This is a genomic window from Pseudogemmobacter humi (assembly GCF_900609055.1).
GTDB classification, from domain to species: Bacteria; Pseudomonadota; Alphaproteobacteria; order Rhodobacterales; family Rhodobacteraceae; genus Pseudogemmobacter; species Pseudogemmobacter humi.
The window spans coordinates 59,614-73,407 of the sequence record NZ_UXAW01000033.1; the positions used below are offsets into that span (position 1 = coordinate 59,614).

Sequence of the window (13,794 nt, forward strand, 5' to 3'; positions counted from 1 at the left end):
CGGATCGCCGTTCAGCATTGATGCGCGTTCAATGTAGCCGGGTCGCGGATCGCGGGCCAGTAATCTACCAGCCAGGCGAGGAAAGCCGCCGACCACAGCGCCGCCGCCAGCAGATGCAGCGGGCCGGGCGGCCAGGGCAGCAGCCCCATCTCGGGCAGCGCCCGCAAACCCGTTGCCGCGCCTGCCAGCAGGAAGGCGGCTTTGGTCAGCGGGTTCAGCCCGAGGCTCTGGCCGGTGTGGAACCGCCCGGCGATGGCCAGCACCGCCAGCACACCGAGGCCAAGCCCCCCCATCAGCGCCAGATGCAGCGCCGCCGTTCCGCCCCAGGGCGCCCCGAGCGCCGCCGCGCCGTAAGCCAGCAGCCCGAGCCCGGTGAACCCCGAGGCCGCGCCCATCACGAGGATCTCGGCCCGCAGGCTCTCGCGCCCGACGAAGCCCTCGGCCATGCGGTCCATGAAGGCGGCCCCGGCGGCGAGCCACAAAAAGCCCGTCACCGCCGGAGACAGCCGCGCCAGCCCCCCGGCCAGCGCCAGCGCGACAAGGCCGGACGCAAGGTTCAGCCGCCCCGGATGCGGCCGGAACGGCGAGGTGGTCTCGGTCGGGTCCAGCACGATATTCGTCACCGGCACCGCGATCCGTGCCAGCGCGAGGGCCAGCAGCCCGGTGAACTGGAGCCCCGCGAAGCGCAGCGCGGTCGCCGCCTGTTCGGCATCCCCGGCGATCATATGGACCCGCGCCGCCATCCCCGCGAGCGCCAGCGCAAAGGTCCAGCCCGCGAAGGACAGCACCCGCGTCGTCCGCTTGCGCCAGGACAGATGCAGCAGATAGCCCGGCAAGGCGAACAGCCAGAGCGCATCCGCCAGCGCCCCGGGCCAGAGCAGCGGATCCCAGCCGGTCAGCCCCGCCACGCGCCCCACCCCCCAGGCCGCCGCGAGCACCCACAGCGCCCGGCCCCGCAGCCGCCGCGTGTCGGTCCATTCCGGCGCGGCAGTGGTCAGGAACCCGATCAGCGCCGCCCCCCAGGAGCCGAAGACCATCTCATAGCCATGCCAGACGCCTGGCGGCAGATCGCCCGCGAAAGGCAGGTCCAGCGACCAGACCCCGGTCCAGATCAGCGGCCATAAAGCCGCATGCAGCGCGGCGAGCGGGAAGAAGATCCGAAACCCCTCGTCCGAGAGCACGCGGTGCAGCGGGGGGGTCATGGCCGCAACCTCTCGTCCAGCTCGTGGATATGGGCGAACAGCGGGTCGCCGGTCAGAAAGGCCTGGCGCTGCGCGAAGATCGCGGCCTCGTCGCGCGCGCCGGGGTCGCCCGCCAGCCGACGCTCGCCCGCGATGCCGCGGCCCAGGCGGTCCAGCACCAGGATGCGGTGGCTGACGCGGATCGCCTCCATCAGGTCATGGGTGATGAACAGCGCGGCAAAACTGGCGCGGGCGGCGGAGGCGATCACCAGGTCCTGCATCCGCCGCTTCAGCGCCACGTCCAGCGCGGTGAAAGGCTCGTCGAAATAGACAAAGTCCGGCGCGGTCACCAGGGCGCGGGCAATCGCGGTGCGCTGGCGCATCCCGCCCGACAGTTCCACCGGATATTTGCCCAGATCGGCGGGCAACAGCCCCGCGGCCTCGGCCGCCGCCCCGGCCGCCGCGCGGCGGGTGCTGCGCGGGTGGCGGCTCAGGCGCAGGGGAAAGCCGATGTTCTGCTCTACCGTGGCCCAGGGCATCAGCCGCGGCTCCTGGAACACCATGGCGTGGCGGCGGTAGCTGCGGGCGATCCGCCCCTCGCGCGGCTCGATCAGCCCGGCGGCGATATGGGCGATGGTGGATTTGCCCGAGCCCGAGGGGCCGACCAGCGCCACCACCTCGCCCGCGCCGATCTCCAGCGTGATCCCCTCCAGCACGGTGCGGCCGAAAAAGGCGTGGCCGATGCGCGACAGCGACAGGAGGCTCATCTTTTCACCCCCCAGGGCCGGGCGGCGTCGCGCCAGCGTTCCAGCTCGGCCTGGACCGGGCGGATCAGCCCGTATTCCACCAGGAACAGCGCCAGCACCGCCAGCGCGACCCAGGCCAAAGCATCGGTGATGTCCAGCATCGACCGCGCCCGCGCGAGCGCGCCGCCGACACCGCCCGCATTCGCCAGCAGTTCCGCCATGATCGCCACCTTGAACGACGAGCCGAGCGCCAGCACCAGCGCGGGCAGCACATGGCCCGCGATCTGCCGCGCCGCGACATGTGTGAAGCGGCGCAGCGGCCCGGCGCCGAACACCTGCGCCATGGCGTCTAGGCCGCGGTCGCGGGTGGTCACGCCCTCGACCGCGCCCATGAACACCACCGGCGTGGTGGCGATCAGGATGGTCAGCGCCACCGTCAGCGCCGAGGCCCCGAACCAGATCATCGCCAGCACGATCCAGGCGATCGGCGGCACCCCGAGGATCACCGTCAGGATCGGCCGCGACAGCCGCAGGGTCGCGGGCGAATAGCCCGCCGCCACCCCGAGCGCGACGCCGATCACCGCCGACAAAGCGAAGCCCATCAGCGCGCGAAGCGTGGTCAGCTCCAGCAGATCCCGCGCCGCGCCGTCGTGCAAGAGGCGCCAGGCGGCATTCAGCGTCTCGACCGGGGCGGGCAGGATGAAACTGCCGTAAGCCTCATGCCCGGCCTGCCAGAGGGCCGCCAGCAGGCACAGCCCGGCAAGCCCCGCCCAGCCGGACCACAGGAACCGGCCGAGGCGCGAGAGACGGTCAAGGCAGGCGGCGATCATGGCGTTACAGCGCGTAGAAACCATCGTCGGGCAGATGGCCGCCGATGATCGCCGGGTCGTCCCTGGCCATCAGCGCCAGCATGGCCTCGATGGCGGGGCGCGCCTCGCTCGCCGCGCGGGTGATCAGCCGCGAATGCGGGATCGAGGCGGCGATCACCGGGGCGGGCAGGTCGAAGGCCGGGGCAGCGGCGGCAGCGGCGGCTTCGGGGTCGGCCAGCACATCGGCCGTGGCCTGCACCAGCGCCGCCTGCAAGGGCGGGATCAGCGTGGCGTCGAAGGCTTCCGTCACCGCCAGCCCGGCCTGAGGCAGCGCGAGGCCGTTGCTGATCGCCGCCCATTCGTCCTGCAAATCCACCGCGCGGGCGAAGGTCTTTCCGGCCATGCCGCCCATCAGGATCACCCCCGAGGATGCGGGCTCGGACAGAAGCGCGGCGCCGATCCGGCCGGACAGCAGCATCTGCGCCGCCTCGATCGGGCTGCCGGTCGGCACCAGTTCCACGCTTTCGGTCAGCCCGTGATGCGTCAGCACCGCGCGCAGGATGAAATCGGGCGTGTCGTTGACGAAGGGCACCGCCAGCCGCTGCCCGGCCAGTCCGGCCAGCCCCGTCAGCGCCCCCTCGGGCGCGAGGATGCTCAGCAGCCCGTCGGTCATCGTATTGACCAGCCGCAGCCCCATGCCGCGGTTGTAAAGGTTCGCGGCGGTCTGCACCGGCACCACCGAAGCCGCGATCTGCCCCGAGGCGAGGCCCGCGCGCAATTCATCGGGGTTGCGCCAGATGGTCAGCGTGACCTCGCCCGCCAGTTCCGCCAGCGCGCCCGAGGCCACCGCCTGCGCGAGCGTCACCGAAGGCCCGGCGGGCGGGCCGTAAAGCGCAAGCTGCGGTGCGGCGGCGCGCAGGATCGCGGGCAAAGCCAGCGCGGCGGCGGCGCTGCCGATCAGGGCGCGGCGGCTGAGAGGAAGGGAACGCATGAGGACCTCCGGGGGGATAAGAGGGGTGGAGGCTGGCGCCTGGGCTGGCCGGTCGGGATAAGCATAGGGCTTGAGCGGGGAATTACATGAGCGAAAAGTTCAGGTAATTGCGCTGCGTCAAACGCCGGGGGCTTTCGGCGCGGGCTGCGGCAAAGCGCAGAACTCGACGAAGAACCGCACCGCGCCCTGCGGGGCCACCTCGTGCCGCGCTTCGGGGCGGATCAGCGGATGGATACCGGGGCCGATCAGATGGTCGCGCCCGGTCTCCAGATCGCGAAACATGAGGAGCCCCGAAAGCACATGCAGCCGCGCCCAGGTGCCTGGCTTCGTCGCATGGGCGCGCAACAGGCCCGCCGGGATCGTCGCCGCGGTGAACTCAGTGGTGCGGCGGTAAGGGGTCAGCGCCTCGGGCCACATGGCTCAGGTGTCCCAGTCGTAGACATGGATCAGCCGGGGGTCTCCGGCCGCCGCGAAGATCCGCCGCACCCGGTCCTGCCACAGCAGGGCGAAGCGCGCCTCTGTCTCGGGGGCCGCCTTTCCCGCCAGAACGGCGGGCATCAGCGCACGCATCTGCGGGTCATGCGGCACCAGCCCGGTGTCGAGATCCACCGCCACCCCGGCGCCGGTATCCAGCCGCCGCAGGCCGATCGCCCCGCCGATCGGCGCCCCGAAGTGAAGCAGCCCGCGCCGCGCATGGCGCCCGCCGATTCCTTTGAACCCGCCCGGCCCCGCCGCCCCGGTGATCAGCGTCGCGACAGAGGCCAGCACGCCCGCGGTGCCCTCGTCCTCTTCCTCGCGCAAAGCGACGGCGATGCCGCCGCGCTCGGGTATCTCGTCGGGGTAAAGCCAGTCGAGCCCGGCCAGCACCATCAGCCAGGCCCCCGCCACCGCCGGGCAGGAATGGCCTTGCAGCCGCACCGCATCGGCATAGGTGAAATGCAGAAGGCCCGCCTCGCTGCTGCCCAGAAGCCCCGCCAGCGGATCGCGCAGGGTGATCCCGGGGGCCTGTGCGAAGAAATCCGGGAAGGTCATGGCACCGCTCCTTTTTCCCGCGCGAGGCGGTCTTCTTCCGTGATCAGGCTGGCCAGGGTGCGGCGGTCCATCTCGGCCATGAAGGCGGCCATGGCGGCGGTGATGGCGATGTCCAGCGCCTCGGGGCGGCCGGGGTCGCGGATCTCGTCGGGGCCGAAACATTCGATGGCGGCCATGTCCGGCTCGGTCACGCGAAGCACCCGGCCGAGCGTCAGCGCCTCGGGGCGGCAGCCCATCTCCAGCCCGCCGGTGCGGCCGCGCACCGCGCGCAGAAAGCCCGCGCGGGTCAGCACATTGGCCACCTTGGTCAGATGCCCGCGCGAGATGTCATAGGCGGCGGCCGCCTCTTCGGTGGTGATCAGCCGCCCGGGATGGCGGGCGGCATAGATCAGCAGGCGCAGGGCATAATCGGAGAAATTGGTCAGTCGCATCTGGCGCCTGTGAAACCTGGGGCTGGCCAAGTGAATCACGCGCCGCCGCCCGGGGTCAATCGGGCGGCGGCCCCGCGATCAGAAGTTCAGCCGCGCGCCGAGGTAGAAGGCGCGGCCGGTGCCGGGGATGAAGGCGGCCTGATCGGGCCGCGCCTGGTCGAGCACCAGGGTAGACGACGCATAACGCTCATCGAACAGGTTCGAGACCCGGGCGAAGACCACCGCCGTTTCCGAGACCGCATATTCCGCCCCCACATCCACCAGCGCATAGGAATCGTTGAAGAGCGTGTTCATATTGTCCACCGGCGTCCTGCCCGGCACCCAGTGCAGTTTGCCGTTCAGGCTGAGGGCCTCGGTCGCCTGCCAGGCCAGCGCGAGGGTGATCACGTTCTCGGGCGCCCCGGCCAGTTTGTTGTCGCCGCGCAAAGGATCGTTGTCGAAGCGGAAGTCCTGCCAGGTCCAGGCAAGGCGGGCGGAAAGCGTCTCGCTCAGCTCGCCGCTCAGCCCCAGTTCCAGCCCGGAATGCACCGTGCGCCCGGCGTTCACCGCGGCGAGCTGCACCCCGCTGGAATCGCGCAAAGACAGCAGTTCGTTCTTCAGCCGCGAGTGGTAGGCCGTCACGTCCCAGGTCAGCGCGCCCCGGGTGCCGCGCCAGCCGGCCTCCAGCGTGACGGCGCTCTGCGCCTCCAGATCCGGGGTGGCAAGGCCGGTCGGGCCCGAATTCGGCGTGCCGCCGATGGCGCCGATCAGATCGTCATGGGTCGGCGGCTCATAGCTTTTCGACAGCGAGATCCAGGCGAACTGGTCCGCGGCCGGCTGCCAGGACAAGGCCAGCGAGGGCGCGAAGCCCGACCAGCTGCGGTCGTAATCGGTGGCGGTGAAAGGCGCGCTTCCGATCACCGGGCCGGCCGGGGTGAAGGTCAGCGTCGGCCGGGTCGCCCCGGTCCACAGATCGTTGTTGCGGCGTTCGGCATGGATGAAGGCCACCGCGGGCGACAGGGTGAAGCCGCCGATTTCGACATTCGCCCCGGCATAGAGCGAAAGCGTCTCGGCCTTCAGCCGGTTGCGCCCGAAAGCCGGGCCGGGATTGCCGCGCAGGTTGTGGTTCCAGTCGCGGTCGGCCTCGCCGAAGGACCAGGACAGACCGGCCTCGAACAGCGGCAGATCGCCGGTGCCTTGCAGGGCATAACGCGCGGTCAGCGTGGCGTCGTTGCCGTCGGTCGCCCGCACCGCGCCCGAGACCGGGAAGGTGAAACTGTCATCGGTGCGCGAGAGGCTGAGGCCGAGGTCCCAGACCTGGGCGCCGTTCTCCCAGGTGGTGCGCAGGCCCGCAAGCGTCTGCACCGTGTCGCGGTGCGGCAGGTCGCGCAGCACGTTGGGGCCGGGTTGCGTGGGCACGCCGCCCACCGGCACCGGCCCGGCATGATGCGAGGTCGGGTTGTTCAGCATCGCATCCCAGGTCAGCGGACCGGCCACGTCAAAGCTGAGGTCGGTATGGCTGAAGAACAGCCGCGTGGTCGCCGCGCCGGTGGCAAAGGTGACGTTGCCGCCGACCGAAGTGCGTCTGGACCCGTTGTAATCGCGGTAGCCCTCGGCCTCGGAATGTTCGAACCGCAACAGGGTATCGGCCGCCTCGCCGTCGATCCCGTAGCTGGCCGCCAGATCGCCGCGACCGAAACTGCCGCCGCCGACCGAGAGCCGCAGCCCCGGCGCCGAGGCGCCCGAGGGCGAGGCGAAATTGAGCGCGCCGCCCAGCACCGTCGCCCCCAGCCGGTTCGCGCTGGCACCGCGGAAGATCTCGATCGACTCGGCCTGGCCCGGCAGCGCCAGACCCACGACATAGGACCCGTCGGCCCGATTCACCGGCATCCCGTCCATCAGCACGAGGAGCCCGCGCTCGGCCGGGTTCTGCTGCTGGCCCGAGCCGCGGATCTGGATGCGCGGCTGGTCGTTGCCGCCGAAGAACTCCTGCACCACCACGCCGGGCGTGCCGGACAGTGCCTCGGACAAGGTGGGCGCCGCCTTGTCTCCGGGCGTGTCAGAGCGGTCGATCAGCGCCACCCCGCCCGCGGTCGCGCCGAAGCGCAGCTTCACCGGATTGTCGGCGTCAAGATGGATGGTGCCAAGCTGGATCGTCGCCCCGGGGGCGACCGATTGCGCCAAGGCGGGCAGGCCGGGCAGCGCCGCGATCAGCGCAAGGGAAAGCGGGCGGGAAAATCGGGGCAAAGACACGGGTGTCACCTTCATGGGGCTGCGTTGGCGAAGGTGCTGGCGTCATGCTGGCAAGAGGGCGCGGCCCTGGGGCGGCGCGGGAAACAGATGCTATAATATGAATGGACAGGTCATATTATCCAGCCGACATTCTGTCGCATCCCGGGGTGGCTGGCGGGCGGCGGCTCTGGCATGATCGAGACAACAGGAGGAACGGCGATGTCGGTTTTGAGAACCCCGGTCTGCGATCTTCTGGGCTGCGAGGTGCCGGTGCTGCTGGCCGGGATGGGCGGCGTCTCGCGCCACGAGCTGGCGGCGGCGGTGGCCAATGCCGGCGGCTTCGCGCAGCTTGGCATGGTGCGCGAGGATCCGGCGCTGATCGCTGCCGAAGTGCGCGCCTTGCAGGCGGCAACCTCGCGGCCGTTTGCGGTGAATGTGATCCCCTCGGCCACCGATCCGGCGCTGCTCGACCGGCAGATCGGCACCTGTCTGGATCTCGGCGTGAACATCTTCTCGTTCTTCTGGGATGTGATGCCGGACGTGATCCGCCGGGTGAAGGACCAGGGCGCGAAGGTGATCCACCAGATCGGCACAACCAGGGCCGCGCAGGAGGCCGAGGCGGCGGGCGCCGACGTTCTGGTGGCGCAGGGGGTCGAGGCCGGCGGCCACATCCACGGCACCGCGCCGATGCTGGCGCTGGTCGAGACGGTGGCGGGCGCGGCGCGGGTGCCGGTCATCGCCTCGGGCGGGATCGCCAGCGGCGCGGGCCTTGTCGCCGCGCTGGCGGCGGGGGCGCAGGGGGTGCATATCGGCACCGCCTTTCTGGCCACAGCTGAGTCCTTCGCGCATGACTACCACAAGCAAAGGGTGATCGAAGCAGGCGCCGACGACACGCTGCGCACCGATGTCTTCGTGCTGAACTGGCCCGCCCATGCCGCGGTGCGGGTGATCGCCAACAGCGTGACCCGCCCGCTCGGCTTCGGCCTGATGGGTCACGATCCCGACAGCCTGCCGCGCGAGGTGATCGCGGACGAGGGCGGCCGCCCGATCCTGCGCTACAGCACGGATTCGCCCCTGCGCATCACCACCGGCGATCTGGAGGCCATGGCGCTGTTCGCGGGCCAGGGAGTGGATGCGATCACCGCCATCGTCCCCGCCGCCGAGCGCCTGCGCAGCATCGTCAGCGGCGCCGAAGCCATCCTGTCGCGGCTGAGCCGGGCAAAGCCAGACCCGGTCTGGAACTATGGGAAGAGCCCAGGGTAAGCCGGGGCGATTTTATCGGCAATGACGGACAGACGGGCCATTCGGGAAAACGGATCGACCCTGCCACCGGCGAAGCCTTGGACAACATTCTCCCGGGCGTTCCACCAACATCGACGCCGCGGTGCAAGGGGCCGCCCTTTCCGCCCCTGGCACCTACAGAAGCCCTTCGGCCTCGTGCAGCAGACCCGGGATCCAGGGAAAATCCGCCAGCCTCTCGCTGCGCCAGGCAAAATAGCAGGGGCGCTCGAAGACCGGGCTTGAGCGAACGGGAAACAGCCGGCCGCAGGCGAAATGCTCGCACACCAGCCGTTCGGGCAGATAGGCCGAGCCGCCCTGTTGCAACAACAGCCTGAGCCCCCAGTCGGGATGGCCGATGGTGGCATGGGCGATGTTGTCGTCAGGCCAGTGGCTGATGTGCTGGGCGTCGAAATTCTCGTCATAGGAGATGCGGATATAGCCCGGATCCCATTTCACCGCCCAGCGATCGGTGGAAGAGGCCTGGATCAGCCGGTCGGTATAGATGTGCTGACAACTGATGTTCGGCCGGCTCAGCGGCCCGGGGACAAGGATCGCATCGGCCAGTCCGCTTTCCAGCGCTTCGGTCATCGCGGCCATGGAGCCGCATTGCACCTGGAAAGCGGTGCCCTCGTCCAGACCACGCGCGAGCTTATAGATCCGCTCGCCCAGCCCGGTCCACAGATCGAAAGTGCAGCCGAAGGTGAACATCATCGACAGGCCATGCGGCAGGATCAGCTTCTGCTGCGAGAGTTGCCAGTTCTCGACGATCTGCCGGGCGTGACGCAGGAAGACCGATCCGGCCGCCGTCGGCGTCGCCCCCTTTTTCGAGCGGTTCACCAGCCGCTGACGCAGGTGATCCTCCAGCGCGTCGATCCGCCCGGCGATGGTGGATTGGGTCACGTTGAGCTGTTCTGCCGCGCGGGACAGGCTGCCAAGCCTGACGACGACCAGGAAGGTCTGGATTGCTTCGATCTGCATGGCTGTATTGTCGGAAATTCCGATAATTCTGTCAAGAAAATCCCGTTTTACAGATCATACATAATCTACATAACTAAGATTCAGCGTTTCAGAAGGAGCAGGCGATGCTGTTCAGCAACCAGTTGTCGGCCGATTACCCGCAGAAGAACTATGGCACCGCCCGCGTCTACGGCGACATGCTCGAACAGGCGGTTCTGGTGGAAAAACTGGGCTTCGATGCGGTCTCGATCACCGAGCATCACCTGGTGAATGTGCTGATGATGCCGGCTCCGCTGCAATTCGCGGTGAAAATCGCGGCGATGACGAAACGGCTTAAGCTGCTGACCTCGGTCGCGGTGCTGCCGCTGCACGATATGCGGACCTATGCGGGCGAGCTGGTGGTGACGGATCTTCTGACCGAGGGGCGGCTTTACCTCGGGGTCGGGCGCGGTGCTTTCGCCTTCGAGATGGAGCGAATGGGCGTGCCGATGGCCGAGACCCGCGAGCGTTTCGACGAATCCCTCGCGGTGCTGCAAAAGCTGCTGACCGAGGAAGAGGTGTCCTGGCGCGGCAAATATTACAATTTCGACCCGATCACCGTCATGCCGCGGCCCGTGGATCCGGCCGGGGTCAAGATGATGATGGCGGTGCTGAACCCCGAGGGGGTCTATCACTGCACGAAGCGCGGCTTCCACATCCAGACCACGGCGCTGTCGGGCAATCATCAGTTGCTGGTCGATCAGGTCTCGGCCTTCCGGCGCGCGAAAGAAGAGATGGGCGAGGCCGGCGCGCATCTGACCATCTCGCTGTCGCGGCTGGCGCATGTGGCGAAAACCCCGGCGGAACGGCAGCGCAAGCTGGAAACCGCGCAATCCTATTACGCGCGTTTCGACAATGTATACACCGGGCCGGGGCTGGTCGATGCCGGAATGGTGCGGCCCCTGCCGCGGGCGCAGAGCATCGACGAACTGGCGGCGAGCCAGCTTATCTGCTCGCCCCAGGAGATGGTCGACCAGCTCGGGGTCTATGCGGATCTCGGGGTGGACCGGGTGATCATCAATCCGAATTTCGGCCTGCCGCAGCAGGAAACGCTCGATGCGCTTCAGGCTTTTGCCGAAGAGGTCATGCCCGCCTTTCCGGGCCTGTCCGCCGCGGCCTGACCCGCGCGCAAAAAGATAACCAGGGAGAAAACGATGCCTGTCATCCGTGTGGAAATGTTCGAGGGCCGCAGCACCGATCAGAAGCGCGAACTGGTGCGCGAACTGACCGATGCCTTCGTGCGCAGCTGCGGCGGCACGCCCCAGTCGGTGCAGATCGTCATCAGCGATGTGGCGAAAAGCGACTGGGGCTCGGGCGGCCAGCTCTGCATCGACAAAGCCTGACGCCGGGCGGGGAGGGGAAAATGGGCTGCACGCCGTCAGACTTCGTTGCCGCGATGCGGCGCTATCCGGCCAGCGTCTCGATCATCGCCACCGGGCGGCCGGGGCGGCGGGTGGGGATGACCGTCTCGGCGGTCTGTTCGCTGACGGCCGAGCCGCCGCAGCTTCTGACCAGCATGAACCTCTCCAGCGGAACCACGGCGGCGATCCGGGCGGTCGGCTGGTTTTCGGTGAATGTGCTGCGCGAGGATCAGGCGGCGCTGGCGGTCCGTTTCGCCTCGCGCGAGGCGGGCGTGCATGGTGAGGCGCGCTTCGCCGAGGGCGACTGGTGCGACAGCGACGAGGGGGTGCCGTTCCTCGCCGATGCAGCGCAGTCCTTCATTTGCCGCAGCGCGGGCCAGATGGAGACGGCGAGCCATCTGATCATGATCGGAGCGGTCGAGCGGCTGGTTCTGCCGCCGCCGGAACCCGCGCCGGTGCTGATGTATCACGACGGCGCCTGGGGCCATTTCAGCACCGCCGCCGCGCAGCGGGGGATCGGCGCATGAGCGCACCCGCCATCGAATGCCGCGGCGTTTACAAGCTGTTCGGCAATCCCGCCTGCCATGACGAAGTGATCGGGCTTCTGCGCGAAGGCAGGATCGACCGCACCGGCGCGCAGCAGCGCTTTGGCTGCATCGTCGCGGTGAACGACGCCAGTTTCGCGGTGCCGCGCGGCGAGATTTTCTGCATCATGGGCCTGTCGGGCAGCGGCAAATCCACGCTGATCCGCCATATCAACCGGCTGATCGAGCCGACCGCGGGCGAGATCTTCATCGACGGCAGGCCGATCAGCGGGCTCGACGCGGGGCAGTTGCGCGAATTGCGCGCGCGCCAGATCGGCATGGTGTTCCAGAACATGGCGCTCTTGCCGCATCGCAGCGTGATCGACAATGCCGCGCTGGCGCTGGAATTGCGCGGTGACGATCCGCAAAGCCGCCGCCGGGTTGCAGCCTCGATGCTGGCGCGGGTCGGGCTGGCGGGCTGGCACGACAGTTCTCCGGCGCAGCTTTCGGGCGGCATGCAGCAGCGCGTGGGGCTGGCGCGGGCGCTGGCGGCCGATCCGCAGATATTGCTGATGGACGAGCCCTTTTCGGCGCTCGACCCGCTGATCCGGCGGCAGTTGCAGGACGAATTCCGGCAGTTGTCCACGCGGATGGGAAAGACCACGCTTTTCATCACCCATGATCTGGACGAGGCGATCCGCATCGGCGACCGCATCGCGATCATGAAAGACGGCGAGATCTGCCAGACCGGCACGCCCGCGCAGATCGTCGGCAGCCCGGCGAACGATTACGTGGCGGAATTCGTGCGCAATATCTCGCGCCTGCATCTGGTGACGGCGGGCGAGATCGCCGCCCCCACGGCAGAGCCGCCCACGGACGCGCGCCGCGTAGCCCCGGGCGCGCCGCTGGCCGAGGTGATCGACATCATGGCCGAGACCGGCGCCCCGGTCGCGGTGGCCGCGCCCGATGGCACCGCCGGGCTGGTCACGCCCCGGGATGTGCTGCGCGCACTGGCAGGGAGACCGCAATGAGCCGCACGGATGAGGTGAACATGCACATATCGTCAGGGGCTCCGATCCTGTGGCGGGGTCTGGTTGCGCCGGTCTCCTGCGCGCGGGAGGGACGCCGGGTCCGGTTCGGGCTGGTCGCGGTCGCCGATTGCCTTGCGCTGGCGCTGCTGCTGAACGGCCGGTTTCTGGCGGGCGGCGCGGTGCTGGCCGGGGTGCGCGCGGTCCTTGTCGCGGCTGATCTCGCCGGGTTCGGGCGCGGGGCCGCACAGCCGGAGACCGCGCCCTGGCGGCTGGCCATTCTCGCCTGGCTCATGGCGCTGGCGGCGGTGCTGGCGGCCGGTCTGCCGGGCCAGCCCGCAGACTGGCTGCGCCGCTTTCCCTCCTCGCGCGAGCTGTTCCAGAGCGTCTCGGGCGGTATCGACCAGGTGATCCGCTCTCTGACGCAAAGCCTGGGGCCGGTCTTCGACCAGATCCGCAATGTGCTGAATTTCCTGATCTCGGCGATCGAGCAGGGCCTCGGCCTGCTGCCATGGCCGGTGTATTTCCTGTTCCTTGGCCTTATGGCCTGGCGGCGGGGCGGGGCGGGCGTCCTGGCGGTGGTCTGGCTCTGCCTCGGCTATCTCGGGCTGTTCGGCTATTGGGACAAGGCGATTGTCACCTCGGCGCTGGTCCTCGCCTCGCTTTGCGTCTGCATGGTGATCGGCATCCCGCTCGGCATCCTGATGGCCAAGAACCGCGTGGTCGGCGCGGTGCTGGAGCCGGTGCTGGATTTCATGCAGACGCTGCCGAGCTTCGTCTATCTGCTGCCGGCGGTGGCCTTCTTCTCCATTGGCAAACCCCCGGCGCTGATGGCCACGGTGATCTTCGCCATGCCGCCGCTGATCCGGCTGACCGCCCTGGGGATCGGCCAGGTGCCCACCTATGTGCGCGAGGCGCTTTACGCCCATGGCGCGACGCCGATGCAATGCCTCGTCAAGGCGGAACTGCCGCTGGCGCTGCCCTCGATCCGCGCCGGGGTGAATCAATGCATCATGATGAGCCTTGCCATGGTGGTGATCGCCGCGCTGATCGGCGGCGGCGGCCTTGGCTACGACGTGCTCTTCGCGCTTCAGAACGTGCAGCACGGCCAGGGGCTGCTGGCCGGGATCGGCATCGTCGCCTGCGCCATGCTGTTCGACCGCATCATGGGCCGCAGCCGCGGCCCCAAAGACCGCTAACCGC

General features: G+C 69.0%; 15 protein-coding genes. 6 read left to right on the top strand and 9 right to left on the bottom strand.

Features of this window, described 5'->3' with window-relative positions; translation table 11 throughout:
• Positions 1–11: 11 nt before the first annotated feature.
• The 8 genes from XINFAN_RS02020 to XINFAN_RS02055 form a co-directional block, all read right to left on the bottom strand.
• Entirely contained in the window at positions 12–1,202 is a 1,191-nt protein-coding gene (locus XINFAN_RS02020) for an NnrS family protein (protein ID WP_124084822.1), read from the bottom strand.
• Positions 1,199–1,948, bottom strand: a complete 750-nt coding sequence (locus XINFAN_RS02025; RefSeq protein ID WP_124084823.1) for an ABC transporter ATP-binding protein — start codon at positions 1,946–1,948, stop codon at positions 1,199–1,201. Before XINFAN_RS02025 ends, XINFAN_RS02020 begins: the two co-directional genes overlap by 4 nt.
• Positions 1,945–2,757, bottom strand: coding sequence for an ABC transporter permease (locus XINFAN_RS02030; protein ID WP_233352094.1), 813 nt, complete (start codon positions 2,755–2,757; stop codon positions 1,945–1,947). The genes XINFAN_RS02025 and XINFAN_RS02030 overlap by 4 nt, the downstream gene beginning before the upstream one ends.
• A gap of 4 nt (positions 2,758–2,761) precedes the next feature.
• Positions 2,762–3,727: an ABC transporter substrate-binding protein gene (locus XINFAN_RS02035; protein WP_124084825.1), complete on the bottom strand. Its 966-nt coding sequence runs from the start codon at positions 3,725–3,727 to the stop codon at positions 2,762–2,764.
• Positions 3,728–3,844: 117 nt separating this feature from the next.
• Positions 3,845–4,144 (bottom strand): TehB family protein, encoded by a 300-nt coding sequence (locus tag XINFAN_RS02040; protein WP_124084826.1) that lies wholly within the window; start codon positions 4,142–4,144, stop codon positions 3,845–3,847.
• A gap of 3 nt (positions 4,145–4,147) precedes the next feature.
• Positions 4,148–4,759 (bottom strand): hypothetical protein, encoded by a 612-nt coding sequence (locus XINFAN_RS02045; RefSeq protein WP_124084827.1) that lies wholly within the window; start codon positions 4,757–4,759, stop codon positions 4,148–4,150.
• Complete coding sequence (locus XINFAN_RS02050; protein WP_124084828.1) at positions 4,756–5,190, bottom strand: RrF2 family transcriptional regulator; 435 nt, start codon at positions 5,188–5,190, stop codon at positions 4,756–4,758. The genes XINFAN_RS02045 and XINFAN_RS02050 overlap by 4 nt, the downstream gene beginning before the upstream one ends.
• Before the next feature lie 78 nt (positions 5,191–5,268).
• Complete coding sequence (locus XINFAN_RS02055; RefSeq protein ID WP_233352095.1) at positions 5,269–7,422, bottom strand: TonB-dependent receptor family protein; 2,154 nt, start codon at positions 7,420–7,422, stop codon at positions 5,269–5,271.
• Between the two features lie 198 nt (positions 7,423–7,620).
• On the opposite strand from XINFAN_RS02055, the gene XINFAN_RS02060 reads away from it, so the two are divergent.
• Positions 7,621–8,664, top strand: coding sequence for an NAD(P)H-dependent flavin oxidoreductase (locus tag XINFAN_RS02060; protein WP_124084830.1), 1,044 nt, complete (start codon positions 7,621–7,623; stop codon positions 8,662–8,664).
• Positions 8,665–8,817: 153 nt separating this feature from the next.
• Here the strand turns inward: XINFAN_RS02060 and XINFAN_RS02065 are convergent, their stop codons facing one another.
• The gene (locus XINFAN_RS02065; protein ID WP_124084831.1) at positions 8,818–9,660 is read right to left on the bottom strand and encodes a LysR family transcriptional regulator; all 843 of its coding nucleotides are present in this window, start codon (positions 9,658–9,660) and stop codon (positions 8,818–8,820) included.
• A 104-nt stretch (positions 9,661–9,764) separates the two neighbouring features.
• Between XINFAN_RS02065 and XINFAN_RS02070 the strand changes: the two genes are divergently transcribed.
• The 5 genes from XINFAN_RS02070 to XINFAN_RS02090 are packed head-to-tail and all read left to right on the top strand — an operon-like array spanning position 9,765 to position 13,790.
• Positions 9,765–10,799: an LLM class flavin-dependent oxidoreductase gene (locus XINFAN_RS02070; RefSeq protein WP_124084832.1), complete on the top strand. Its 1,035-nt coding sequence runs from the start codon at positions 9,765–9,767 to the stop codon at positions 10,797–10,799.
• Positions 10,800–10,814: 15 nt separating this feature from the next.
• Positions 10,815–11,021, top strand: coding sequence for a tautomerase family protein (locus tag XINFAN_RS02075; RefSeq protein WP_267898344.1), 207 nt, complete (start codon positions 10,815–10,817; stop codon positions 11,019–11,021).
• A 20-nt stretch (positions 11,022–11,041) separates the two neighbouring features.
• Positions 11,042–11,566: a flavin reductase family protein gene (locus XINFAN_RS02080; RefSeq protein ID WP_124084834.1), complete on the top strand. Its 525-nt coding sequence runs from the start codon at positions 11,042–11,044 to the stop codon at positions 11,564–11,566.
• Positions 11,563–12,594 carry a quaternary amine ABC transporter ATP-binding protein gene (locus XINFAN_RS02085; protein ID WP_124084835.1) on the top strand — a complete coding sequence of 344 codons (1,032 nt, stop codon included), beginning with the start codon at positions 11,563–11,565 and terminating at the stop codon, positions 12,592–12,594. Before XINFAN_RS02080 ends, XINFAN_RS02085 begins: the two co-directional genes overlap by 4 nt.
• Entirely contained in the window at positions 12,591–13,790 is a 1,200-nt protein-coding gene (locus XINFAN_RS02090; protein WP_124084836.1) for an ABC transporter permease, read from the top strand. Before XINFAN_RS02085 ends, XINFAN_RS02090 begins: the two co-directional genes overlap by 4 nt.
• The last annotated feature ends 4 nt before the right edge of the window (positions 13,791–13,794 follow it).

What these genes read in the sequence shown, in the direction of transcription:
- XINFAN_RS02045 (WP_124084827.1), bottom strand. Translation starts at nt 4,759, where the DNA reads ATGACCTTCCCGGATTTCTTCGCACAGGCCCCCGGGATCACCCTGCGC.
- XINFAN_RS02030 (WP_233352094.1), bottom strand. Translation starts at nt 2,757, where the DNA reads ATGATCGCCGCCTGCCTTGACCGTCTCTCGCGCCTCGGCCGGTTCCTG.
- XINFAN_RS02050 (WP_124084828.1), bottom strand. Translation starts at nt 5,190, where the DNA reads ATGCGACTGACCAATTTCTCCGATTATGCCCTGCGCCTGCTGATCTAT.
- XINFAN_RS02080 (WP_124084834.1), top strand. Translation starts at nt 11,042, where the DNA reads ATGGGCTGCACGCCGTCAGACTTCGTTGCCGCGATGCGGCGCTATCCG.
- XINFAN_RS02040 (WP_124084826.1), bottom strand. Translation starts at nt 4,144, where the DNA reads ATGTGGCCCGAGGCGCTGACCCCTTACCGCCGCACCACTGAGTTCACC.
- XINFAN_RS02060 (WP_124084830.1), top strand. Translation starts at nt 7,621, where the DNA reads ATGTCGGTTTTGAGAACCCCGGTCTGCGATCTTCTGGGCTGCGAGGTG.
- XINFAN_RS02065 (WP_124084831.1), bottom strand. Translation starts at nt 9,660, where the DNA reads ATGCAGATCGAAGCAATCCAGACCTTCCTGGTCGTCGTCAGGCTTGGC.
- XINFAN_RS02085 (WP_124084835.1), top strand. Translation starts at nt 11,563, where the DNA reads ATGAGCGCACCCGCCATCGAATGCCGCGGCGTTTACAAGCTGTTCGGC.
- XINFAN_RS02070 (WP_124084832.1), top strand. Translation starts at nt 9,765, where the DNA reads ATGCTGTTCAGCAACCAGTTGTCGGCCGATTACCCGCAGAAGAACTAT.
- XINFAN_RS02035 (WP_124084825.1), bottom strand. Translation starts at nt 3,727, where the DNA reads ATGCGTTCCCTTCCTCTCAGCCGCCGCGCCCTGATCGGCAGCGCCGCC.
- XINFAN_RS02020 (WP_124084822.1), bottom strand. Translation starts at nt 1,202, where the DNA reads ATGACCCCCCCGCTGCACCGCGTGCTCTCGGACGAGGGGTTTCGGATC.
- XINFAN_RS02090 (WP_124084836.1), top strand. Translation starts at nt 12,591, where the DNA reads ATGAGCCGCACGGATGAGGTGAACATGCACATATCGTCAGGGGCTCCG.
- XINFAN_RS02025 (WP_124084823.1), bottom strand. Translation starts at nt 1,948, where the DNA reads ATGAGCCTCCTGTCGCTGTCGCGCATCGGCCACGCCTTTTTCGGCCGC.